Genomic DNA, 22,921 nt, shown 5'->3' on the forward strand with positions numbered 1-22,921 from the left:
GTGCCGGCCGAGCCGGCCGAGCCGGCCAGGGCGCCGGTGCCCGTGCGGCCGTTGGGGCCGGCGCTGACCGTGGCGCGAGTGGCGGTCAGCCCGGTGCGGCGGCTGCCGCAGGCGCGGCCTCACCCAAGGCATGAGGCGACGGTGCCACCGACGCGTTCGGGTGAGCGGGCCTCCGGTGTGCTCGGGGAGCCGCTCACGAGGATGCCGCCGACGGCCGAGGCGCCGTCGGCCCGGCCTGGTCCCGGTCCGGTGGTGCGGCGCAGGGAGGCTGGTGGCCTGGGTGCCCCGGTTCCGGCGATCCCGCCCACGGCGAGGCCGGCCGGATCGCCTGCCGGGCCGGAGCGGCGGTCACGAGCCGCCGATGGTCGGACTGCCGCGGTGCCGTCGCCGACGCCCGTCGCGCGGGCCATGGCCGGCACGAGCGGTACCTCGTCGTCTTCGCCGATCGCGCCGGTGGTCGGCGTGGGAGGGCAGGGCGCTTCCACGCCGCGGCCGGCGAAGCCAGTAGCGGAGAACATGGGTGGCACATCGCCGTCACCGGTTCAGCGGATCGCGAGCGTGCCGGATGGCGACAGTGGCAAGGCGCCGACGCGACCCCCCGCCACATCGCCAACATCAGTCACTACCGGGGCGTCGACCCGCACAGCAGGCATTGTGCCATCGACACCCGCGAAAACCCCGATCCAGCGGTCCATGACTGGCACACGTGGCGATATGCCAGCGCAGTCGTCGGCGATGCCGCGGATGCCAGTCACCGCCGCAACAGGAGGCACCAACGGCACCTTGCCGGCGACAACTCCGGTCGCAGGGGAACCGGCCGGCAGAGCTGGCGCATCGCCATCGCCGGCCGCTGTTGTGCCGACTTCCCCAGCAGCGGGCCAAACGACAGGCACTGTGTCGTCGACCCCTGTGGTGAAGCCTGTTCAGCGCGCGACAGCTGGCAAGAACAGCGCATCTCCATCACGGTCGTCGGTGGTGCCGGCCACGGGTGCGGTGGATGGCAACGGTGGTACATCGCCGTCGCGCCCGCCGGTGATGCCGGTCGCGGCTGTGGTGGGTGGCGAAGGTGGAACGTCGCCGTCGCCGTCGCCGTCGCCGTCTCCGGTGGCGTCGGCCACGGGTTCGATGGGTGGCAACAGTGGGATGATGCCGGGGAAAACTCAGATGACGCCGGTCGCGCGGAAGATGAGCGGCAACGCCGGCACATCGCCGTTGCGGTCGTCAGTAGCGCCGGTCGCGAGTGTGCTGGGTGATGACAATGGCTCGCCGTCGATGTCGCCGGTAGTGACGGTCGCGCGTTCGGTGGGCGGTGCGCGTGGCACATCGCGGTCGTCGGTGACGCCGGCCGCGAGGGTGGCGGGTGGCACTCTGCCATCGGCACCCCCGGTGATGCCGGTCGCGGGGGACATGGGTGGCGGAAGTGGCACGCCTTCGGTTGCTCCGATCCAGCGGGTGCTGGATGGCGAACCCGGCACACTGCCATCGCGATCCCCGCTGGTGCCAGCGGGTGGCAAGGTCGGCCCGGCGCCGGCGAGGTCCTCGGTGGTGCCGGTCGCGAGAGCAGCGGATGACACCCGCGCCACCCCCGCCCCTTCGCCGGCGGGTGCCGGCGTGTCGACGATCAGCGCTTCGGGTCGGCACGGCACCTCGTCGCCGGCCTCTCCTGCGATGCCGGTTGTCGCCCCCGGCGGGACGTCCGCGCCGGCCGGCCACCATCGGGCCACTCCGGGATCCGGGTCGACGACCGGCGATCCGGTGCGGCGGGCGATCGAGGAGGCGCCGGCCGCGCGACGCACCACTGTGGACACCACGCCCGGTTCGAGCCGGGGGACCGGAAAACCAGCGCTCGTCCCGCTCCTCGGCGTCCGTCAACTGACAACGTCCACGAGACCCGTGCAGCGCGCCGAGGCGACCCCGCGCACTGTTCAACCGCGCCAGGACACCACGGTCACCTCCCCACAGACACCGGTCCGAGCCGCGCCGCCGGCCACCACGCCACCGAGCGCGGACCCGCGCCCACCCACCGCACCCGCCCTACCGAGCGCTCCGGCCAGGACCCCGTCCATACAGCGGCGCGCCGTCCAGCCCGCCGCAGACCAGGACAAGGACCTCGACGACCTCGCCCGCAGGCTCCTCGAACCCGTCGGCCGGCTGTTGCGGGCCGAACTGCGCCACGGCCGGGAACGCACCGGCCGGCTACACGACCGGCGCCGCTGACCCGCACCCACCCGAGGAGAAACCGATGGCCGACACCGTCTTCGCGAGCAGTGTCTTCTTCCAACTGTCCATCGCGGGCAACAATCTCGGCGCGTTCCACACCTGCGACGGCCTCGGCGCGCAGCTCGAGGTCGAGCAGTACAGCGAGGGCGGGAACAACGAGTTCACCTGGCAGCTCCCCTCCCGGATCACCTGGTCGAACATCACCATGACACGCCCGGTCACCGCCGACTCCAGCAAGGTCCTCACCTGGTTCAACGAGGTGATCCAACAGGCCGAACGCAAGGACGGCGAGATCGTCGCCCTCACCCCGGACCTGAAGACGATCGTCCAGTGGCAGGTGCTCGGCATCATCCCGATCCGCTGGCAGGGCCCCACCTTCGACCCGAGCCAGTCGCAGGTCGCCGTGGAGACGCTGGAGTTCGCCCACGAGGGGCTCCAGGCCTCCTGACCCCCACCACGGGAGGAACCCCACAGTGGCAAGGAAATCCGGCAAGAGTCTGGTCAAGGCCCGACTGGTGATCATGGAACCGCCCGCCTCGGTCGGCGCCAAACCGGGCGCGAAGCTGGCCACGGTCCAGTTCCAGTTCAACCCCAGCACGCTCTCCCTGTCCAAGAACACCGAGTGGCGGCGCAGCCCCGCGCGCATGGCGAGTGAGGCCTCCCTGCCCGAGTTCGTGGGCAGCGGCCCGCGCGAGCTGTCGGTCGACGTGTTCCTCGACGCCACCGCCACCCACGACAACTCCGTCGAGCAACGGGTCGAAAGCCTGCTGACCGCCTGCGTGCCGACGAAGAAGAGCATCGGCAGGAAGAAGCCGGCCAGCCCGTGGGTCCGGTTCGAGTGGGGCACCGCGCGCTCGGTCTCGTTCGACGGCGTGCTGTCCAGCCTGTCGGTCGAGTACGCGCTGTTCGACGTCGACGGCAAACCGCTGCGCGCGACCTGCTCACTGTCCATTGAGGAGGCCGGCGTCGACATCCCCGGCCAGAACCCGACTTCCGGCACCCGCGAGGCCCGCCGGACCCATCGCGTGGTGGCCGGCGACAGCCTGCCGCAGCTGGCCTGGCGCGAGTACGGCGACGCCTCGGCCTGGCGGGTCATCGCCGAGGCCAACGACATCGACGACCCCATGACGCTCGTCCCCGGCACCGAGCTCCTCGTGCCGGCCACGGAGACCAGACCCCTGGAGGAAGTTCGATGACCAGTAGCGTGCGGTCCTTCGCCGCCAGCGCCGTCGTCGAGGGCCCCGGTCTCGGCCGCGCACCGTGGATCGAGAAACTGCGCAGCTGCGTCGTGGACGAGAACGTCGACCTGCCCGACACCGCCACCCTGGTCTACGAGGACGGCGACCGTGAGCTGCTCGCCAAGACCGGCATCACCATCGGCAGCAAGCTCACGGTGTCCGTGGCCGCGACGCGTACCCAGGCCCCGGAACGGCTCTTCCTCGGCGAGGTCACCGCACTGGAGATGGACGTGGACGGCACCGGCGCCCACACGGTGATCCGCGCGATGAGCAAGGCGCACCGGCTGTTCCGCGGCCGCCGGGTGAAGGCGTTCACCAAGATGACCGCCGCCAACATCGTCCGCCAGGTCGCCAGGAACGCCGGGCTGACCCCGGGCCGGATCGAGACCTCGTCGATCACCTACCAGCACCTCAGCCAGCCCGGAGTGTCCGACTGGGACTTCCTGCAGCTGCTCGCCCGCGAGCACGGCGCCGTGGTCAGTGTGGACGATCGGAACCGGCTGGACTTCGTCAAGCTCAAGCCGGCGTCCGGCGCGCCCGCACCGACCGCTCCGGCCAGGACCAACCCGCACGTACTGGAGTTCGGCGCGAACCTGCTCGCCCTGCGGGCCGCGCTGAGCAGCGCCGAGCTCGCCGGCGGCGTCGAGGTACGGGCCTGGGACGTCGCCAAGAAGAAGAAACTGGTCGCGGTCCGCAAGAACATCACGAGCAAGACCGTGACCCCGGGAGTGTCGGTGAGCACTGCCGGCGCGGCGATCGCCGCGAAGACCCGGATGCTGATGACCGGCACGCCCTACGCCACCCAGGCCGAAGTGGACGCGGCGGCCGACGCGCTCGTCGAGTCGGTCGGCGCAGGCTACGGCGAGCTGGAGGCGGTCGTCGAGGGGAACCCGAAGCTGCGTGCCGGTGTGCCCATCGCGCTTGGCAACGCCGGCCCCGCGTTCACCGGCCGCTACACGGCGACGGCGGTGACCCACGTGCTGGACCCGGACGGCGGCTACCGCACGACCGTCATCGTCAGCGCGTCCCACGACCGTTCGCTCGCCGGGCTGACGGCTCCGGTCAACGAGCTGCGCATGCCCGGTCTCGCGACCGGGGTCGTCACCGACATCAAGGAGATCGGCGGCGAGCGCGGCTGGGTCCGGCTCAAGTTCCCATGGCTGGACGACACCTACGTCACCGACTGGGTGCGCACCGTGCAGCTCGGCGGGGCGGGCGGTGGCGGGGTGTTCTGCCCCGAGGTCAACGACGAGGTCCTGGTCGGGTTCGAGCAGGGCAGTGTGGACCGCCCCTACGTCCTCGGCGGGCTCTACAACGGAATCGATCGGCCGTCCCTGCACGACCTGCCGCTGGTCGACCGAACCAGTGGCCGGGTCAACCGCCGGTCGCTGGTGTCCCGCAAGGGAAACCGGCTGGAGCTGCTCGACGGCACGCGCAAGTCGGGTGTCCGCCTCGCCTCCGGTGACAACCAGCTCGAGGTGTTGCTCGACGAGCGGGCCAACAGCCTCCAGCTCAACGTGTACGGCCTTGGTGGCCGCCGGGTGACCAGCTCGATCACCCTCGACCGCACCGGCATCACCATCGACGCCACGACCGGCGTGGTGCGGATCAAGGGCTCGATGATCCGGCTCAACTGACAGGAGAACCGCACATGCCCCCCGCAGCTCGGCTGGGTGACAAGACATCCCACGGCGGCACCCTCGGGCCACCGCCGCCCCCGCTCGCGGTCCGGGTGGCGACCGTGCTGATCGAGGGCCTGCCCGCCGCGGTCGTCGGCAGCGTCCACGTGTGCGTCAAGCCACCGGACCCACTGCTGGGGCCGACCAACCTGGTCCTGCCACGGCAAGGCCCGCCGCACGGCGTGTTCGTCGCCGGGGTGCCCGCGGCCACCGTCCGCGACCGCACCGTCTGCTCGGCCACCATCGTGCTCGGCGCGAAGACCGTCCTGATCGGAGGCCCACTGTGAGCTCAGCCGACTTCATCGGGCGTGGGTGGGGTTTCCCTCTTGGTGTCGGGCCGACCGGTGGCATCGGCATGGTGTCGCGCGAGCGGGAGATCCAGGAGGCCATCCGGCTCGTGCTGGGCACCGCGCCCGGCGAGCGGCCGATGCGCCCGGAGTTCGGCTGCGGCATCCACGAACTGGTCTTCGCCTCGGCCGACGAGGCCACCGCGGGGGACATCGCCCGCGAGGTGCGGGCCGCGCTCGACCGTTGGGAGCCGAGGATCGAGACCACCGACGTGGTGGTGGCGTTCGACTCGGTCGAGACCGGCTGCCTCTACATCGAGGTGCAGTACACCATCCGGTCGACCAACGACCAGCGCAACCTGGTCTTTCCCTTCTACACCATCCCATCTGAGGAAGCAGAGGCGAGCTGATGGCCCTGCCCGCACCCAACCTGGACGACCGGCGGTTCCAGCAGCTGGTGGACGAGGCCAAACGCTACGTCCAGCAGAGCTGTCCGGAGTGGACGGACCACAACGTGTCCGATCCTGGGGTGACGCTGATCGAGACCTTCGCGCACATGGTCGACCAGCTGGTCTACCGGCTCAACCGGGTGCCGGAGAAGAACTATCTCGCCTTCCTCGACCTGCTGGGCGTGCGGCTGTTCCCGCCAGCCGCGGCCAGGACGGCGGTCACCTTCCTGCTTTCCGCGCCACAGCGGGAGACCGTGGGGGTCCCGGTCGGGACCGAGGTCGCCACCGAGTCCGCGGAGAACGCCGAGCCGGTGGTGTTCGCGACCGCCGACCCGCTGTCGATCGTGCCGTGCTCGCTGTCCTGGCTGGTGACCAGGACCGCGGGCGGGGACCATGTCGACCGCACCAGGGACCTGGCCGAGGGCAGGGACGTGCCCGCCTTCCAACCGGCTCCGGTGCCCGGTGACGCCACGCTGTTCGGCCTGTCCACGGCCGTGCCGCGGTGTGTGGTGGTGCTGCGGCTCGACAGCCAGGTCGAGGGCGTCGGCGTCGATCCGCGACAGCCGCCGCTGGTCTGGGAGGCCTGGGACGGGCAGGAGTGGCTTGGCTGTGACACCGAACGGGACACCACCGGCGGGCTGAACCGGCCAGGTGAGGTGGTGCTGCACGTGCCGGCCGGGCACACCGCGTCGGCGATCGCCGGCCACCGCGCCGGCTGGCTGCGCTGCCGGGTGACCGAACCCGTTGCCGGCCAACCGTTCTACTCCGAGTCGCCGACCGTGCGGGAGGCCGAGGCGTTCACCGTCGGCGGCACCACGACCGTCGAGCACGCGCGGGCCGAGACCGACGTCCCGGTCGGCGAGTCCGCCGGGGTGCCCGGCCAGCGGTTCACCCTGCCCACTGCCCCGATCCTGCTCGACGGTGAGCCGGTGGTCGTCGAAGTGTCCTCGATGGACGGTTGGCAGACCTGGGCCGTCGTGCCGGACTTCGGCGCCTCCGGGCCGGCCGACCGGCACGTCGTGCTCGACGCGAACGGCGGCGAGCTGTGGTTCCCGCCCGCGGTGCGCGACGCGGACGGGACGCTGCGCCGCTACGGGGCGGTGCCGCCGAAGGGCGCGGCCATCCGGTTGCCGCGCTACCGCACCGGCGGCGGCCGGGCGGGCAACGTGGCCAGGGGCGCGATCTCGGTGCTGCACAGCTCGGTGCCCTACGTGGCGGAGGTGGTGAACCGGGAGGCCGCGACCGGGGGAGTGGACGCGGAGACGGTGGCCGAGGCGAAGGTGCGCGTACCCAACCAGTTACGGGTGCAGGAGCGGGCGGTCACCGCTGCCGACTACGAGCTGATCGCCCGGCGGGCGGTGCCGTCGCTGGCCAGGGTGCGTTGCCTGCCGACCGAGGGCGGTGCCCGGGTGCTGGTCGTGCCGGACGCCGTGGCCGATGCCGGCGAGCGGCTGCGGTTCGAGCAGTTGGTGCCCGCCGAGGATGTGCTCGCCACCGTCGCCGGGGAGCTGGACGGGCGCCGGCTGCTCGGCACCCGCCTGGTCGTGGAACCCCCGCGCTACCAGGGGATCACCGTGGTCGCGCGGCTCGTGGCGCCGGAGCCGCAGGCGGTCCGGGTCCGCGACGACGCGCTGGACGCGCTGTACCGGTACCTCAACCCGCTGCGCGGCGGTCCGGCCGGCACGGGTTGGGAATTCGGCAGGCCGGTGCAGTTCGGCGAGATCTTCGCCGTGCTGCAACGGATCGCGGCTGTGTCGCTGGTCGCCGAGGTCCGGATGTTCCCGGCGAACCCGCTCACCGGCGAGCGGGGCGCGCCGGTGGAACGGCTGGAGATCGCGGCCAACGCGCTGGTGTTCTCCCACCAGCACCTGGTTTCGGTGGGTGCGTGATGCGGGGCGCGTTGCCGGAGCTGCCGAGCAGGTACCCACTCGGCGCGATGCTGCCCGCGATGTACGCCGCCGACGACTTCGCCCTGCGGTTCACCACCGGGCTGGACGCCGTGCTGTCCGCCCTGCTGTCCACTATGGACAATCTGCCCGCCTACCTGGACCCCGGCCTCGCGCCCGCGGACTTCCTCGACTGGCTGGCGTCCTGGGTGTCGGCCGAGCTGGACCCGGCGTGGCCGCTGTCACTGCGCCGGGCGGTGGTCCGCCGGGCCGTCGCGCTGCATCGGCTGCGGGGTACCGCCCTCGGCCTGGTGGCGCGGGTGGAGCTGTCGCTGGGGGTGGCGGCCGAGGTCGTGGACGGTGGCGGCGCGCGCTGGTCGGCGACCCCGGACACCGCCCTGCCGGCCACGCCGGCCGACCGGGTGGTGGTGCGGGTGCGCGGCCCGGTCGACCGGGAGCGGGTCGAGGCGGTGGTGGCCTCGGTGTGCCCGGTGCACATCACCTGTGTGGTCGAGATTCTGCCGGAGGCTGGCCGATGAACACCTGTCCACAGTGCGGCGCGCAGGTCGGCGACACCGACGACTTCTGCGGCAACTGCGGCAACTACCTCGGCTGGGGTGCGAAACCCGCGACCGGCCCCGACGGCACCGCCGGTGAGCCGGTGGCCGCGCCCGAGCACGTCCCGGCGCCCGAGCAGCTCGGCCCGGTCCTGCCCGGCAGGCCGGAGGCCCGCCGCCCCCTGCCGACCGCCCCCGGCGGGGTGACCGTCCAGGGCCCGGCCTGCCCGACGTGCGGCACCGCGAACCCGCCGGACCGGCGGTTCTGCCGCTCCTGCGCCACCCCGCTGAACCCGGAGCAACAGCCGGTCGCGGTCAGGCGCCGACGGCGGTGGCGCTGGCGGGGCGACCGCTCCCGGTGGCTGCGCAGGCTGGTGGCGTTGCTGGTGGTGGCCGCGCTCGTGGTCGCCGCGATCCTGTTCTTCCCGCAGGCCACCGCGTTGTGGGAGGACCTGCGCGACCGGCTCGCCACCCCGGCGCCGGTGGCCGTGGAGCAGGCGACGGCGAGCGCGTCGGTCCCCGGCCACCCGCCGAGTGGCGCGGTGGACACGCTGACCAACCACTACTGGGGCACCACGGGCACGGGACAGTCGATCGACTTCACCTTCGCCGCCCCGTTCCGGCTGCTGTCGGTGGTCGTGCACACGGGCGCGTCGGCCGAGGAGGATGGTTTCGCCGCCCAGGCCCGACCGTCCACACTGGACATGGTGGTCAGCACCGAGGACGGCGCGACGCACACGGTGCCGATCACCCTCGCCGACGAGCCGGGACCGCAGACCACCGACACCGGGATCAGTGACGTGGTGCGGATCCGGCTGGTGGTGCGCGGGGTCGCGGGGCTGTCGCCTGGCAGACACGTCGCACTGGGCGAGGTCGAGTTCTTCCGGCGGCCGTGACCCTCTTTATCCGTCGTGAAGTATCCGTGAAGATGCCAAGCGCAGACTCATGATTGGGCGTAAGTAATCATGGGGAGGGCGATGGTGGAGCAGCACGTTCGGGTCGCCGTGCACGCGGGGGACGATCTCAGCATGGCCGGTCTGCTCAGCTATCTCGGCAACCGCGCTGAGATCACGCTGGTACCGCCGGAGGAACGGGCGAGCGCCGACGTCGTGGTGGGGGCGATCGGCGAGCTGACCCCCGAGGTGGTGTCCTGCCTGTGCGCCGCGGCCAAGGAGGCCCCGGTCCCGGTCGTGTTGGTGTTGGACGAGTTCGGTCAGGCGGACGCGCTCACCGTCGCGGAATGCCGGATCGTGGCGGTGCTTCCTCGGGCGACGGTGACCGGCGACCGGGTACTGCGCAGCGTGCTCGCCGCCGCGGCCGGTGGCGGGGTGCTGCCGCCGACCCTGGTCGCTGAGCTGCTCGAGCACGTGCGGCAGCTGCGCCGGGAGCTGGCGGCGCCGGCCAGCGAGAGCGGCCGGTTGACCGCCAGGGAGCTCGACGTGCTGCGCCTGATGGCCGACGGGTTGGACACCGCAGAGATCGCCAGCATGCTGTCCTACTCCGAACGCGCCATCAAGAACGTCTTCTACGGCCTCACCGGCAGGCTCGGCCTGCGCAACCGGCCGCACGCGGTCGCCTACGCCCTGCGGAAGGGGATGATCTGAGCGGCGGAGGTCAGGACCGCATGCGTTCGTGCGCGCGCCGGATGTCCCAGTCCGCGCCCAGCGCGCGGTAGTGCCCGACCGCCCGCGCGAGCGCGGCACCGGCCGCGTGTTCGCGGCCGGCACGGTGGAGCAGCACGGCGTGGTCCTCACAGGTCTGGGCCAGCTCGTAGCTCCTGCCCACCGCCGCGTAGTGGTCGATGACCGCCACCAGCCCGTCGGGATCGCCGTCGAGCAGACAGCGACACCGCGTGGCCGCGACGGCCGCCCGCGCCGGCGTGACCTCCTGCGCGGCCTCGACCTCACAGGCCTTCACCGCCGCCCGCGCGGTCACCTCGTCGCCGAGTTCCAGTGCCATCCGGACGAGATCGGGCAACCACTGGTGGCGCAGCATCATCAGCGCGTACCTGGAGTCCAGGATCGCACCGAGAACGGTGACCGCCTCCCTCGGGTTTCCCTGACGCCACTGCGCGATCGACTGCGCGGCCACCAGGAAGTCGCAGTTCTCCCGGTCTGCCTCGGTGGCCATCGGCAGGTTCAGGCCGCCGTCGAGGTAGCGCTCGAGCGCGGCCGAGTCGTCGCGATGCGCCGAGATGAGCGCCGCCACCCCGTACATCAACAGTCCGGGGCCGCCGCCCTCGCGCAGGCCGAACCCGGTGAACCGCGGATCGCCGAGCACCGCCTCGATCCTGCCCAACGCGCTGTCCCAGCGGCCGAGCCAGAAGTCGTGGACCGCGCCCGCGATCTGCATCCCGGCCGACGGGTGGCTGTCGCCGGCGATCTGGAACGCGAGCTCCAGGTCGGCGGTCGCCTCGTCGAGGCGGTCGAGGCACTGCAGGGTGAACATCCGGTTGTCCAGCAGCAGCAGGCGAAGGTCGGTCAGGTGCAGGTCCGTGCCGACGACGGCCATCGCCTCGTCCAGCCACCCCACCGCGCTGAGGTAGTCGCGCCGGATCGCGTCGACCTGCCAGAGGATCTCCAGCGCCTGGGCGACGGCGAACCGGTCGCCTGCCCGCTCACCCAGCTCGATGGCCCTGCGCGCGGTGTCCGCGGCGATCTCCAGCTCGCCCATGCCGGCCCGTTGGATCAGCGCGAGCAACGAGGTCAACCGCGCACGCCACATGTCCGGCACGGCCGGGTCGTTGAGCGCGTCCCGGCAGGCGAGCAGCGCCTCGGGCGCGCGGGAGGCCCGGTAGGGCACGTACGCGAGGATCCACCGGATCTTCGCGATCAGGTTGGGGTCGCTCAGCTGCGGCAGCACCGCGCGCGCGTGCTCCTCGGCCTCGGCGTCCCGGCTGATCCGGAACAGCGCGCCGGCGAGCAGCGCGCGCAGCGTCACCCGTGACCCGTGATCGCAGGCGGGGGACCGCAGGACCCGGCGCAGCAGCTCGACCGCGACCAGCGGGGCGCGAAAGGTCAGCACCGGGGTGGCCGTGGTGAGCCAGTCGGCGACCCAGGGCCGGCACTGGTCGTCGGCCGCGAGCAGTTGGCTGGCGACCTGGTCGAACGGTGCGCCTGCCTGCGCGAGTGCCTGGGCGACCTGGTGGTGGAGCGCGTTCCTGACCGCCACCGCCATCCCCTCGTACAGTGCCTGCCGGATCACCGGGTGGCGGAACACGAGCCGCGTTCCCGCGTCGCGCAGCACGTTGGTCGCGATGGCCTCGTCGAAGGACCGCACCAGCTCCGAGACCGGCTTGCCGAGCACGAGCGACAGGTCGCCGACGGCGAACTCGGCGCCGAGCAACGCCGCCGAGCGCAGCACCTCGAGCGTGGTGTTCGACAGGTAGCCGAGCCTGCCGGTGACTGCGGACGCCAGCGACCCCGGCGCCCGTTCGAGCCACTCCGGTGCGACCTCGGCGGTGTCGGTGCCCACCGCCACCGCCCGGTCGCGCATCAGCGCGTCGGTGATCTCCCTGACGTACAGGGGGTTTCCGCTCGCGCGGGCGGTGACCCCGCGCAGCCGGGGGCCGGGCGGGGCACCGACGAGGGCGTTGACCAACGTCGCGACGTTCGGCTCGGTGAGCGGGGTGAGGTTGAGCGCGACGCCGTCGCCGGTGGCCACGTCCCGGCGAAGCCGCTCGAGGTCGGTGCGGTGCGGTGCCGGCCGGGTCGCGCCGATCAGCAGCAGCGGGCGGCGGGCGGTCTCCCTGGCGAGCCGGTGCCACACCAGCATGCTGGCCTCGTCGGACCAGTGCAGGTCGTCCAGCGCCAGCACGAGCGGACCGTCCGCGCACAACGTCTTCACCAGGCCGACCACCTGGTCGATCGCGGCGGTGCCCAGCGCCGCGTTGGTGACGATCGGCTGCCCGGAGCGGTCGTCGTGCATCGTCGCCGCGATCGCCGCCCGGCGCCGGTCCGGTGAGTCGGTCGCCACGTCCAGGCAGTCCAGTGCCAGGCGCAGCGGAAACCGTTGGCCAAGCTCGTCGGCCGCCGCGTGCGCGAGTTGGCACCCGGCCTGCGCCGCTCGCGCGAGGGCGGCCGCGACCAGCGACGACTTGCCGATGCCCAGCTCGCCCTCGATCCACAGGCACCGGCCTCGGCCGGTGCCGGTGACCTCGTGCACGAGGTCGTCGATCACCGCCAGCTCGGCGGCGCGGCCGACCAGCGCCGGCCCGGCCCGCACGGTGCCGGACTCCGCCGCCGATCGGACCGATGGCCGCAGTGCGGGATCGTCGGCGAGGATCTGGTCGTGCAGCCGGCGCAGCGGCGGACTCGGCTCGATGCCCAGCTCGTCGACCAGCGTCTCCCTGGCCTCGCGGTAGGTCGCCAGCGCCTCGGCGGTGCGCCCGCACCGGTGCAGGGCCAGCATCAGCAGCTCACGCGGCCGTTCGCGCAGCGGATGGTCGTGCACCAGGGTGGCGAGCTCGGCGACCAGGTCCGCGTGCCGGCCGGCGGCCAGCCCCGCCTCCGCCCACAGTTCCACCGTGGCGACCCGCAGTTCGCCGAGCCGGGCCCGCTCGGTCGCCGCGAACGGGCCGTACACACCGGACAGCGCCTCCCCGTGCCACAGGGCGAGTGCCTCGTCGAGCGTGCGCATCGCGCCGAGCGCGTGGCCCTCGGCGAGCTGGCGCTGCGCGGCGACTCGCAACCGGGTGAACTCGACCACGTCCACCCGCTCCGGCCTGACCTGCAACCGGTAGCCGGCGCCGACGGAGGTCAACAGCCGTGGGGCCACCCCGCGTGCTCGTCCCGGTTCCAGCGACTTGCGCAGCGTCGAGATGTAGGTGTGCAGGCTCCCGGCCGCGGTCGCCGGCGGGTCGTCTCCCCACACCCCGTCGATCAGCTCGGTCCGGGAGACCACCGCGTTCTGCCGCAGCACCAGCATGGTGAACACGGCGCGCGGTCTGGCCGACCCGAGCGCCATCTCAGTGCCGGCCGACCACGCCCGTACCTGGCCGAGCAATTCGACTCGGAGCTCTGTCGTCATGCCCGGGGCCACACCGGTTTGATCGTGCGCACAATGTCGATGCTACGGACGAAGGCCGAACTGCCACAGCATTCGCCGGGTCGCTGCCGGCACGGACGCGGATGCTACTGCGAACGGTGTCCAGACCCCGTCCGGCAACCACGCCAGGTACTCGTAAATTTTCGGAAACGAGAGCCAGACGGGTGAATTCGGGGAAAGCGGGTGTCGACGTCGTCTCGAGTGGACAATCAGCGCCGGGTCACCCGGCGAGCAGTTTCTCGGTGTAGGCCATGAGGCGGCTGGCCGCGTCGGGGTCGAGCGTCTTCAGCGACTTCTCGACCGGCCGGCCGCGGTCGACCGCGGTCAGCGCCGCGGCCGGCGGGTGCTCGATCCAGTCCAGGATCGGGGCGACCGACTTCTCGACCGGACGGGCGAACAACCGGCCGAGCGTCCGCAGCAGGCCGCGGATGACCGGGTTCGGGTAGGTGTCCAGGCCGCTGCGGGTGAATCCCGGGTGGTACAGCACGTATCTGGCCCTGCCGTCGTGGGCGACGCCGAGCAGGTCGTTGGCGCGACCGGCCTGCAGCTGTGCGCGGACCACGCTGTAGCGGTCCCGCAGCTGCGGGTCCGGCCAGTTGATCTCGCCGGCGGTGTTCCCGACGCCGGCCACGTTGACGATCACCGAGCTGGTGTCCATGAGCGGGGCAAGGCGAATGCCGAGCAGGTAGCGGCTCAGGTAGTACAGCGCGAAGGTGTGTTCGAAGCCGTCGGCGGTCTCGGTGCGCCGGGGCACCGGGCGGTTCGCGAACAGGGTCATGGCATCCACCCGGTCATGCCGGCGCGCGATCTCGGCGGCCACCCGCTCGACCTCGGCGACCGACGAGAGGTCCGCCGGCAGGAACGTCACCGAGTCCGGCAGGTCCCGGCGGGATCGGCCGATCACGGTCACCTGATCGCCCCGGGCCGCGCGGGCCAGCGCGGTCGCCCGGCCCATGCCGGTGGTCCCGCCGGCGACGATCACGATCTTCGTTGTCATGGCACCATCATGAAAGGCCAGCCACGACGGCGAAAGAAGGCAGTTCGATGTCCGCTACGCACACGGATGTGCCCTCGGTGCTCGCGCACGACCTGCCGCGTCCGGTGCCGGTCGCCGAGTTGGACGCCTGCCCGGTCAGCGACGTGTTCCGGCGCCTCGGCGACCGCTGGAGCATGCTGGTCATCATCCTGCTCGGCGGCCGGGCACACCGGTACAACGAGCTGCACCGCGCGATCGAGGGCATCAGCCAGCGCATGCTCACCAGGACCCTGCGCACGCTGGAGCGCGATCACCTGGTCACCCGCACCGTGCACCCGACCGTCCCGCCGAGCGTCGAGTACGACCTCACGCCGCTGGGACGGTCACTGCTGGTGCCGGTCTCCGCGCTGGCCGACTGGGCGCTGGCCAACGCCGGCGAGCTGCGTCAGTGAGGACGGCCACCACACCCGGCTGCCGATGTCCACGGTGAGCGCGGGGACCAGCAGTGAGCGCACGACGAGCGTGTCGAGCAGCACGCCGAACGCGACGATGAACGCGAGCTGGGCGAGGAAGAGGATCGGCAGCACCGCGAGCGCGGAGAACGTGGCGGCGAGCACGACGCCCGCGGAGGTGATCACGCCGCCGGTGAGTGCCAGGCCGCGCCGGGTGCCCGCGCGCGTTCCGTGCTCGCGCGCCTCCTCCCGTACCCGGGTCATCAGGAAGATGTTGTAGTCGACCCCGAGCGCGACGAGGAACACGAACCCGAACAGCGGGACCGCGGGGTCGGCGCCGGGGAAGCCGAGGACGTGGTTGAACACCAGCGCGGACACGCCCATGGTGGCCGCGAAGGACAGCACCACCGTGGCGATGAGCAGCAGCGGCGCGAGCAGTGCCCGCAGCAGCAGGGCGAGCACGGCGAAGACGACCGCGAGCACGATCGGGATGATCACCGCGCGGTCGCGTTCGGACGTCCGCTGGGTGTCCAGCATGACCGCGGTGGCGCCACCGACCTTGGCGTCGGCGCCGGCGACGGCGTGCACCGAAGCCCGGATTCGCTCCACAGTGGACACCGCGGTCGCGGAGTCGGCTGGTGCGTCGAGCACGGCCTCGATCAGTACCAGCCCGTTCGCGGTCGCCGTGGACGCGACGGTCGAGACCCCGGGGACCCTGGCGGCGTCGAGCACGGCGGCCGTGGTGCCGGCGTTGGCGATCACCATGGTCGGTGTGCCGGTCCCGTCGGGGAAGTGCCGGGAGAGCACCTGCTGGCCGGTCACCGAGTCCACGTCGGCCAGGAACACGTCGGACTGCGCGGTGCCGCTCGCCTTGAGCTGGGGCATGAACGCCGCACCCGCGACGAGTACGAGCATGGTGACCACCCAGACCGCGCGCGGCCTGCGGTCCACGAGCGCGGCCACCCGGCTCCACACCCCGGTCGACTCGGGGTGCGCGGTGCCGGCGGCGGGGCGGAACGGCCAGAACGCCGAGCGGCCGAGCAGGAGGAGCACCGAGGGCAGGAAGGTCATGGACGCCAGCAGCGCGGCGGCGATGCCGATGGCGGCGACCGGCCCGAGTCCCTTGTTGGAGTTGAGGTCGCTGAACAGCAGGCACAGCACGCCGAGGATGACCGTGCCGGCGGAGGCCGCGATGGGCTCGACGGTCGCGCGCCAGGCGCGTCGCATGGCCTGGTGGGCCTCGGCGGTGGCGCGCAGCTCCTCGCGGAACCGGGAGACCAGCAGCAGCGCGTAGTCGGTGGCGGCGCCGAACACGAGGATGAACAGGATGCCCTGGCTGTGTCCGCTGAGCGCGACCGCGCCGCTGTCGGCGAGCAGGTACACCGCCAGCGCGGCCAGGCTGAGGGCGAACACGGCCGAGACGAGCACCACGAAGGGCAGCAGCGGGCTGCGGTAGACGACCACGAGGATCACCACCACCACGGCGCCCGCGATGAGCAGCAGCAGGCCGTCGATGCCCCGGAAGGACTCGGTCAGATCGGCGGCCCGCGCGGCGGGCCCGGTGACATACACCGTGAGACCGTCTGGCCGGTCCTGTTCGAGCAGGCCGCGCAGCTCCTCGACGACGTCGCCCGGTTCGCCGCCGGCCGCGATCGGCACGACGAGCCGCAGCGCCTGGTCGTCGGCCGACGGGATGACCGGCGATGGTCCACTCACCTCGGCCAGCCCGCCGGCCTGGCCGCGCACGCCGTCGAGGAACCGGTGATCGTCCTGGGTGACCCCGCCCGGCCGCTCCGCGACGACGATCGCCGGGATCAGGTCGCTGTCGGCGAACTGCCGCCGCAGCCGGGACACCTCGGTGGCCTCGGCGGAGGCGGGCAGGAAGGTGGTCTCGTCGTTCTTGGCGACCTGGCTGAGCTTGCCCGTGTAGGGGCCGCCGACGGCGCCGACGACCAGCCAGCCGATCATGATGAGGGTGGGGACAAGCCACCGGACCTTGCGCATCGACATCCCAGAATATTTCGATGATGGAACTGTTCGGTGATCGAAATACTAGGATGGTCGGGCAACCCGGTCGGAAGGGGGCCGTCAGTGGCGGCAGGGAGCGAGTGGCCCGACGAGCACGGTGACGACGTACTCGTCCGGAAGCTGCGGCAGCTGACCGTGGAGCTCGACCGGTTCATCGAGGTGCTCAGCCTCACCCACGGGATGCACCGCACCGATCTCACCGCGGTCGCGCTGATCGTCGACGCCGGGCAGCCGCTGAGCCCGGGCGAGCTCGCGCACGCGTTGCACCTGTCCGCGTCGGCCACCACGGCGCTGCTCGACCGGCTGGAGTCGGCCGGTCACGTGCGCCGGGAGCGCAGCACGACCGACCGGCGGCGAATCGAGCTGCGGGTGAACCCCGAGGCCAGGGAGTTCCGCCGCGCGTTCGCCCCACTCGGCAGGGAGCTGTCCCTCGGCTGGGGCGAGTTCGACGGCGCGGACCGCCGCGTGATCGCCCGCTTCCTCGCCGCCAGCATCGACGCGACGGTGCTGGCGAGGACGGCGCTGCCGCCGGCTGAGCCACGCTGACGCGAGGTCTGGATCTGTGGGTCGGTTGTCCTTGAGGACCTCGGACGTCCCGACGAGACTCCTGGTGTGGATCAGGTAACTCAGCACGAGGTCGTCGTGGTCGTGTGCGAGGGCGCGGTTCTGCTCGACGTCACCGGACCGGTGCAGGTGTTCACCGGTGCCGGCGGCTACCGGACCCGCCTCACCTCGCTGGACGGCCGGCCGGTGCGCACGGACACCGGGGTCGTGCTCGGCGTCGACCTCGCGCTGTCCGATGTGGACTCGCCGGTGGACACCGTGGTCGTCCCCGGGCCGACGCCCGGCCTGCTCGACGGCTCGTCGCCGGCGCTGATCGCGCAGCTCCGCCGGCTCGGCGCCGGCGCGCGCCGGGTCGCCTCGATCTGTACCGGTGCGTTCCTGCTGGCCGAGGCTGGCCTGTTGGCCGGCACCCTGCTCGAGTCCTGCGACGCCGGCGTGGAGACTGTGGCCCGCCGCAGCGGCTTCGGCTCCGACGAGACCCTGCGCCGGGTGTTCCTCCAGGTCCTCGGCATCACCCCCACCGCATACCGCCAACGTTTCGCCCACTCATGAAGGAGAACTCCATGCCCAGTCCCGTTTCCCGCCGCACGGTGCTCGGCGGCGCAGTCACGGGTGCCGTCGCCGTCGGCCTCACGACCGGCGCGGCCTCAGCCAGTCCGGCCGACCTGTCCTTCCCCACCACCAGGCTGGCCAGGAACGCGCAGAAGCTGGTAACCGAGACCCAGCAATCGTTCCTGCGCAACCACAGCCTGCGCAGCTTCCTGTTCGGCCAGGCCGCCGCCGAGCGCCAGGGCAGGCGGCCGGGCGAGGACTACGACGCCGAGCTGATGTTCCTCATCTGCGTGCTGCACGACATGGGGCTGACCGAGCAGGGCAACACCGACCAGCGGTTCGAGGTCGCCGGCGCCGACCTCGCCGCCCGGTTCCTGGAACAGCACGGCGTGACCGACCGCCGGGTGGACACCGTGTGGGACGCCATCGCGCTGCACACCGCCCAACACCTGCACGCGTCACCGGTGTTCCAACGCCGCCGCCCCAAGGAGATCGGCATCGCGCAGACCGGCATCGGCATCGACCTGACCGGCCCCGACACCCCCGACCAGGTCCCACCCGGGTTCGCCGAGCGCGTGCATGCCCGCTACCCCCGCCTCGGCGGCAGCCGGGCGCTCACCGAGGCCATCCTCGCGCAGACCGTCGCCAACCCGCTCAAGGCACCACCGATGACGCTGCCCGGCGAGATCCACCACCAGCGCCACCCAGCCCAGCCGTACCTGACCTGGGACATGATTCTCGACGCGAACACCTGGGCGGACTGATCTTTTCCGGCGGGCCATGAACATCGAACAAAGATCGAACAAAGGAGGTGGAACGGACGCGCGCTGGCCACCAACCGGATCCGGGTCGGTATTGGTGCGAGGTTTCCCGGACCAATGTCCGGCGAAAATGTGCTGATTTCTCATCGAATACTCAGGAATTCCCACTATCGTGGTCCCGCACGTGCTGCCGGTACCTGGGGTGGGGTGAGCTCGCGTGGCGTCTGGGATCTGGCGACTCCGGCCATACCTGCGCGGACCTGGCCGGAGCACGACTCGTCGCCTGCTGATCAGCCTGCTCGCGGGCCTGCTGACGCTGTCGTTGCTGGTCTTCGTCGCCTGTCTGCTGGTGTTCACCCGGGTGCACGACACGGCGGCGGAGGTGCGGGATCGCACGGTTCCCGCCATCGGCGAGATCGTCGCGGCGAAGTCCGCGTTGCTGCGTGCCGACCGGGCCGCGATCGCCAACTTCACCTCGGGCGGAGTTCAGCTCGCCGGCCCAGGTGACGAGTTCCGGAACCAGATCGCGATCGCGAGCCAGAGCCTGACCAGGGTGGCCGAGCACAACATGGCCGGCGATGTCGGCAGCGGCGCGTTGCAGTTGGTACAGGGGCTGGTGGTGTCCTACGTCGGCATGATCGGGCAGGCCGACGCGCACTTCCGCCAAGCAGACGGCGAAACCCTGGGCGCCGTCGACCTGTGGAACGCCTCGCGGCTGCTGCACCGGCCGGGCGGGGTACTGGTCGACCAACTCGACGCGCTCCTGGTGGCCCACCAGGGCGTGCTGGACCGCCAGCTGGCGGACACGGCGACGACGCCGGGCACCGCCGTGGTGGTCCTGCTACCCGCCTTCGCGCTGATGACCCTGCTGGGGTTCACCAGCTGGCTGTTCTTCCGCCGGTTCCGGCGCCGCGTGAATCCCTGGCTGGTGTCGGCCGCGGTCGTGCTGGTGTCCCTGGTCATGATCACCGTGCGGGTCGCCGGGGCGAACGAGCGGCTGGAGAACACCAGACACCTGCTGTACGGGCTGGTGGCCGAACAACGGGCGGTGGACGGCACGACGGTCACGTCCGGGCAGCGCGAACTTCGCGAACTGGTTGGTCGCACCTGCGATGATCCGGCCGGCTGCGGCTACACCCTGGCCGAGTTCGACCGGGCGGTGGAGGCGCTGCGCGACTCCACTTCCGCGACCACCGAAGGGGTGCTCGCCGCGGAGACCCGGGAGGTGACCGAGCAGGCCGCCGCCGCGACCGTGGACACCGGCCTGCGTGTCTGGTTGTCCGTGCTGGCGGTGCTGCTCGCGGGCACGATGCTGCTCGGTTTCCGCCCGCGCCTCAACGAGTACCGGTTCCGGTCGAGATGAGGAAACCACTGCTGCGCCGTGCCGCCATCGGCCTGCTGACGCTGCTGGCCACCACCAGCCTGCACGCCTGCGCCAGCCTGGATCCCCAGGGCAGTGTCACCGTGCTCGGGCCGTGGCTGGACGCCGGCCCCGACTCCGAGGGACACGCGTTCAAACAGGTGCTGGACGCCTTCACCGCCAAGACCGGGATCGAGGTCAACTACCAGGAGACCCGAGCGCTGGCACAGGTCCTGCAGTCCAGTATGCCGAGCGAGGCCGCGCCGGACATCGCGATCCTGTCCACGCCGGGCGACCTCGCCAAGTTCGTCCGCAGCGGCCGGCTGTACCCGCTGGACGGCGTGCTCGTCGAGGCGGACCGGGCCCTCTACGACGGACCGTGGCTGCTGCCGACCGAGGTCGACGGGGTCGAGCACATCTACACCGTGCCAGTGAAGGCGAATCTCACCAGCCTCGTCTGGTACAACCCGAAAAAGCTGGCGAAACCGCAGCTGCCGAAGACCATGGACGACCTGCTGGCCCTGAGCCGTACCTACGCCGACAACGGCACCACGCCGTGGTGCATGGGAATGGGCGACGCGCCCATCTCCGGCTGGCCCGGCGTGGACCTGATCGAGGACATCTTCGTGAACCGGTTCGGCGCGGAGAAGTACCAGCAGTTGGCCGCGGGCAAGCTGGCCTGGACCTCGGACGAGGTTCGGCGGGCATGGACGGAGTGGGGTGCCATCGCGACCAACCCGAGGTTCGTACACGGTGGCCCGCGCACGGCGTTGCTGACCGACTTCGAGGACAGCGGGCGACCGCTGTTCACCGATGGGGCGGGCTGTGTGTTCGAACACCAGGCTTCCTTCATCATGGGTTTCTACCGCGACTTCCCCGGCCAACCGCAACCCGGTGTCGACTTCGACTTCTTTCCCTTCTCCGGCCTCGCCGCGAAAGATCCTGTGTGGACGGTGTCGGTAGACCTCGCCGGCATGTTCAACGACACGCCACAGGCCAGGGAACTGTTGCGGTATCTGGCAACCGACGAGGCACAGCGAATCTGGCCCGGCATTCCCGGCAGCGGAGCCTTTACGGTGAACAAGAACGTCGGGACCGAGGTGTACGGCGACGACGGGATCAGCGAACGGATCGCCACGGTGTTCGGCTCGGGCGACACCCTGTGTTTCCACGCGGTCGACATCCTGCCGGCGACCCTGCGCACCGCGTACTACCGGGCCGTGCTCGAGTACCTCAGCAATCCCGGACAGCTCGACCAACTACTGGAGAACCTCGACCAGATCAGGAGCGAGATCCCGGAAGAGGAATGGCTCGATCTGCCGTGTGAGGAATCATGACGGGTGGCGTATGGCCGTGGCAGGTGCGGGTGCGCGCACGCGCCTTTCCGGCGAACATCCTGGGCGCGGGGGTGCTGCTGGGCCATGAGCACGTCCTCACGTGTGCGCATGTCGCGCTGAAGGCCGCCGAGCTGACGGTCGACCTGGTTGGCCTGGACGGCATTCCCCGCTCGGAAGCTCTGCTGGTGGACCGACTGTGCGTGCCGGCAAGCGCCGACCAACTGCGTGGAGATGTCGCCGTGCTCCGGCTCCGTGAGCCCCAGCCGCACGGCGTCGGCGCCCAGCTTCGGCGGCTGGCGCTGACCTGGGACCGGCCGGTGCACACGTTGGGCTACCCGGACGGCCTGGATGTCGGGGCATGGGCGCGGATGACCCTCGCCGGGCGGGTTGGCGTCGAATGGGTGCAGATGAACCGTCGGTCCAAGGCCGAGCAACGGGTGCGTGCCGGGTTCAGCGGCGCGGGGGTCATCGACGACCAGACCGGTGACGTTCTCGGGATCGTGGTGACCGAGTACACCGACGGCGACGCCGGCCTGGCCTACATGCTGCCGACCGAGGCGATCATTTCGCACCTGCCGTTGGTGTCGGAGTGGGTCGTTGGCGACAGTGGCGTCGATCCGGGCTTCACGCGTTCGGCGCCCGGCGACGGCCGGCCGGCGGCGTTGGCCACGGATCTGGCCGACTGGCTGCGACGCCGGCAGGACGGACCCGCCGTGCTCGTCGTGCTGGGGCCGGATCTCGACGCTGTGCGAGCGGCGGTCGCACTGTCCAACCCGGACAGTACGGGCCTCGCACCGGTGGACCTCGCGCTCGATGTCGATGGACAGACGGTCGAGGAGGTGTCGCGGCGCATCGTGAGCCGGGCGGGTCTGGCCACCGACGACGCACCTACCGCCGGCGAGCGAGTGCGCGCCGGCACGCCGCCGATGACGATCGTGGCGATCGAGGTCGACCAGGCCGAGGAGCCGGAAGCGTTGCTCGGCGAGGTGTTCGCGCCGATGGCGCGCAGCGGCGCGCGGCTCGTGCTCTGCTTCCGTGACGAGGACTCCGCCAGCGTGGCGGTGGCCAGGGAGTTGGCCGTCGCCACGGTCAAGGCCAGACTGGACGGGTACACGACGCGGCTCGCGGCGCTCGCCGGCGAAGGGCAGCTGGGCGACCAGATCAGCGCACTACGCCTGCGGTTGAGCGAACTTCGCATGGCCGCGGCCACGGAGCCCGAGCGGGTCGCCGAACGGCTGCCGGCCGTTAACCAGTGCGTCGCCAGGATCGAGCGGCGACTGGCAACCAGGCGCCGGCACGACGCCGCTATCTCGGCCGACCGCGGGTTGCTGGACGCGATGAGGGCGATGGCCGCCGCAGACGGGCTGATCGAGCATGTCGGTCTCGCGAAGCTGTACCGGGTGGCGATGGAGTTGCTGGCCGCCGACCCGGTCGACGAGAACGCCGTGCGCGCGGCCGTAGCCGCCTACGGGGACGCGGTGCGCGCGTCCCTGGCGGCCCTGGCGAAGGAACAGACATGACACTCCCGG

At 71.6% G+C, this 22,921-nt stretch carries 23 protein-coding genes; 17 read left to right on the top strand and 6 right to left on the bottom strand.

Going from position 1 to position 22,921, the window contains the following annotated elements; all coding sequences use genetic code 11:
* Positions 1 to 119: 119 nt before the first annotated feature.
* The 3 genes from ACYVIP_RS41990 to ACYVIP_RS42000 all read right to left on the bottom strand — a co-directional run bounded on the left by ACYVIP_RS41990 (position 120) and on the right by ACYVIP_RS42000 (position 1,799).
* Positions 120 to 518 (bottom strand): hypothetical protein, encoded by a 399-nt coding sequence (locus ACYVIP_RS41990; protein WP_460406685.1) that lies wholly within the window; start codon positions 516 to 518, stop codon positions 120 to 122.
* 405 nt (positions 519 to 923) lie between these two features.
* The gene (locus ACYVIP_RS41995; RefSeq protein WP_460406686.1) at positions 924 to 1,118 is read right to left on the bottom strand and encodes a hypothetical protein; all 195 of its coding nucleotides are present in this window, start codon (positions 1,116 to 1,118) and stop codon (positions 924 to 926) included.
* Positions 1,119 to 1,160: 42 nt separating this feature from the next.
* Positions 1,161 to 1,799 (bottom strand): hypothetical protein, encoded by a 639-nt coding sequence (locus ACYVIP_RS42000; RefSeq protein ID WP_460406687.1) that lies wholly within the window; start codon positions 1,797 to 1,799, stop codon positions 1,161 to 1,163.
* A gap of 94 nt (positions 1,800 to 1,893) precedes the next feature.
* On the opposite strand from ACYVIP_RS42000, the gene ACYVIP_RS42005 reads away from it, so the two are divergent.
* The 10 genes from ACYVIP_RS42005 to ACYVIP_RS42050 all read left to right on the top strand — a co-directional run bounded on the left by ACYVIP_RS42005 (position 1,894) and on the right by ACYVIP_RS42050 (position 9,920).
* The gene (locus ACYVIP_RS42005) at positions 1,894 to 2,217 is read left to right on the top strand and encodes a hypothetical protein (RefSeq protein ID WP_460406688.1); all 324 of its coding nucleotides are present in this window, start codon (positions 1,894 to 1,896) and stop codon (positions 2,215 to 2,217) included.
* 25 nt (positions 2,218 to 2,242) lie between these two features.
* Positions 2,243 to 2,668: a phage tail protein gene (locus tag ACYVIP_RS42010; protein WP_460406689.1), complete on the top strand. Its 426-nt coding sequence runs from the start codon at positions 2,243 to 2,245 to the stop codon at positions 2,666 to 2,668.
* A gap of 25 nt (positions 2,669 to 2,693) precedes the next feature.
* Positions 2,694 to 3,416, top strand: a complete 723-nt coding sequence (locus ACYVIP_RS42015) for a CIS tube protein (protein ID WP_460406690.1) — start codon at positions 2,694 to 2,696, stop codon at positions 3,414 to 3,416.
* A complete protein-coding gene (locus ACYVIP_RS42020) occupies positions 3,413 to 5,095 on the top strand; it encodes a VgrG-related protein (protein ID WP_460406691.1) in 1,683 nt (560 codons plus the stop codon). Before ACYVIP_RS42015 ends, ACYVIP_RS42020 begins: the two co-directional genes overlap by 4 nt.
* 14 nt (positions 5,096 to 5,109) lie before the next feature.
* Positions 5,110 to 5,424 carry a PAAR domain-containing protein gene (locus ACYVIP_RS42025; RefSeq protein WP_460406692.1) on the top strand — a complete coding sequence of 105 codons (315 nt, stop codon included), beginning with the start codon at positions 5,110 to 5,112 and terminating at the stop codon, positions 5,422 to 5,424.
* Positions 5,421 to 5,834, top strand: a complete 414-nt coding sequence (locus ACYVIP_RS42030; protein ID WP_460406693.1) for a GPW/gp25 family protein — start codon at positions 5,421 to 5,423, stop codon at positions 5,832 to 5,834. Before ACYVIP_RS42025 ends, ACYVIP_RS42030 begins: the two co-directional genes overlap by 4 nt.
* Positions 5,834 to 7,762 (top strand): putative baseplate assembly protein, encoded by a 1,929-nt coding sequence (locus ACYVIP_RS42035; RefSeq protein WP_460406694.1) that lies wholly within the window; start codon positions 5,834 to 5,836, stop codon positions 7,760 to 7,762. The genes ACYVIP_RS42030 and ACYVIP_RS42035 overlap by 1 nt, the downstream gene beginning before the upstream one ends.
* Complete coding sequence (locus ACYVIP_RS42040) at positions 7,762 to 8,298, top strand: phage tail protein (RefSeq protein WP_460406695.1); 537 nt, start codon at positions 7,762 to 7,764, stop codon at positions 8,296 to 8,298. Before ACYVIP_RS42035 ends, ACYVIP_RS42040 begins: the two co-directional genes overlap by 1 nt.
* Positions 8,295 to 9,212: an NADase-type glycan-binding domain-containing protein gene (locus tag ACYVIP_RS42045; RefSeq protein WP_460406696.1), complete on the top strand. Its 918-nt coding sequence runs from the start codon at positions 8,295 to 8,297 to the stop codon at positions 9,210 to 9,212. Before ACYVIP_RS42040 ends, ACYVIP_RS42045 begins: the two co-directional genes overlap by 4 nt.
* An 81-nt stretch (positions 9,213 to 9,293) precedes the next feature.
* On the top strand, positions 9,294 to 9,920 hold the full coding sequence (locus ACYVIP_RS42050; RefSeq protein ID WP_460406697.1) for a helix-turn-helix transcriptional regulator: 627 nt from the start codon (positions 9,294 to 9,296) through the stop codon (positions 9,918 to 9,920).
* 10 nt (positions 9,921 to 9,930) lie between these two features.
* Here ACYVIP_RS42050 and ACYVIP_RS42055 read toward each other — a convergent pair whose 3' ends face one another.
* Both ACYVIP_RS42055 and ACYVIP_RS42060 read right to left on the bottom strand, forming a co-directional pair.
* Positions 9,931 to 13,344 (bottom strand): BTAD domain-containing putative transcriptional regulator, encoded by a 3,414-nt coding sequence (locus ACYVIP_RS42055; protein WP_460406698.1) that lies wholly within the window; start codon positions 13,342 to 13,344, stop codon positions 9,931 to 9,933.
* Positions 13,345 to 13,582: 238 nt separating this feature from the next.
* Positions 13,583 to 14,359 carry an SDR family NAD(P)-dependent oxidoreductase gene (locus ACYVIP_RS42060; RefSeq protein WP_460406699.1) on the bottom strand — a complete coding sequence of 259 codons (777 nt, stop codon included), beginning with the start codon at positions 14,357 to 14,359 and terminating at the stop codon, positions 13,583 to 13,585.
* A 47-nt stretch (positions 14,360 to 14,406) separates the two neighbouring features.
* Between ACYVIP_RS42060 and ACYVIP_RS42065 the strand changes: the two genes are divergently transcribed.
* Positions 14,407 to 14,790 carry a winged helix-turn-helix transcriptional regulator gene (locus ACYVIP_RS42065; protein ID WP_460406700.1) on the top strand — a complete coding sequence of 128 codons (384 nt, stop codon included), beginning with the start codon at positions 14,407 to 14,409 and terminating at the stop codon, positions 14,788 to 14,790.
* Here the strand turns inward: ACYVIP_RS42065 and ACYVIP_RS42070 are convergent.
* Positions 14,722 to 16,794 carry an MMPL family transporter gene (locus ACYVIP_RS42070; RefSeq protein WP_460406716.1) on the bottom strand — a complete coding sequence of 691 codons (2,073 nt, stop codon included), beginning with the start codon at positions 16,792 to 16,794 and terminating at the stop codon, positions 14,722 to 14,724. The genes ACYVIP_RS42065 and ACYVIP_RS42070 overlap by 69 nt on opposite strands.
* An 87-nt stretch (positions 16,795 to 16,881) precedes the next feature.
* Between ACYVIP_RS42070 and ACYVIP_RS42075 the strand changes: the two genes are divergently transcribed.
* The 6 genes from ACYVIP_RS42075 (at position 16,882) to ACYVIP_RS42100 (ending at position 22,912) form a co-directional block, all read left to right on the top strand.
* The gene (locus ACYVIP_RS42075) at positions 16,882 to 17,364 is read left to right on the top strand and encodes a MarR family winged helix-turn-helix transcriptional regulator (RefSeq protein WP_460406701.1); all 483 of its coding nucleotides are present in this window, start codon (positions 16,882 to 16,884) and stop codon (positions 17,362 to 17,364) included.
* A 66-nt stretch (positions 17,365 to 17,430) separates the two neighbouring features.
* The gene (locus tag ACYVIP_RS42080; protein WP_460406702.1) at positions 17,431 to 17,934 is read left to right on the top strand and encodes a DJ-1/PfpI family protein; all 504 of its coding nucleotides are present in this window, start codon (positions 17,431 to 17,433) and stop codon (positions 17,932 to 17,934) included.
* A gap of 11 nt (positions 17,935 to 17,945) precedes the next feature.
* Positions 17,946 to 18,698, top strand: coding sequence for an HD domain-containing protein (locus tag ACYVIP_RS42085; RefSeq protein WP_460406703.1), 753 nt, complete (start codon positions 17,946 to 17,948; stop codon positions 18,696 to 18,698).
* 214 nt (positions 18,699 to 18,912) lie between these two features.
* Complete coding sequence (locus tag ACYVIP_RS42090) at positions 18,913 to 20,058, top strand: hypothetical protein (protein WP_460406704.1); 1,146 nt, start codon at positions 18,913 to 18,915, stop codon at positions 20,056 to 20,058.
* Positions 20,055 to 21,392, top strand: coding sequence for an ABC transporter substrate-binding protein (locus ACYVIP_RS42095; protein WP_460406705.1), 1,338 nt, complete (start codon positions 20,055 to 20,057; stop codon positions 21,390 to 21,392). The genes ACYVIP_RS42090 and ACYVIP_RS42095 overlap by 4 nt, the downstream gene beginning before the upstream one ends.
* Complete coding sequence (locus tag ACYVIP_RS42100) at positions 21,389 to 22,912, top strand: S1 family peptidase (protein WP_460406706.1); 1,524 nt, start codon at positions 21,389 to 21,391, stop codon at positions 22,910 to 22,912. Before ACYVIP_RS42095 ends, ACYVIP_RS42100 begins: the two co-directional genes overlap by 4 nt.
* Positions 22,913 to 22,921 lie beyond the last annotated feature (9 nt).

The sequence above is a fragment of the Actinophytocola sediminis genome, assembly GCF_054779715.1.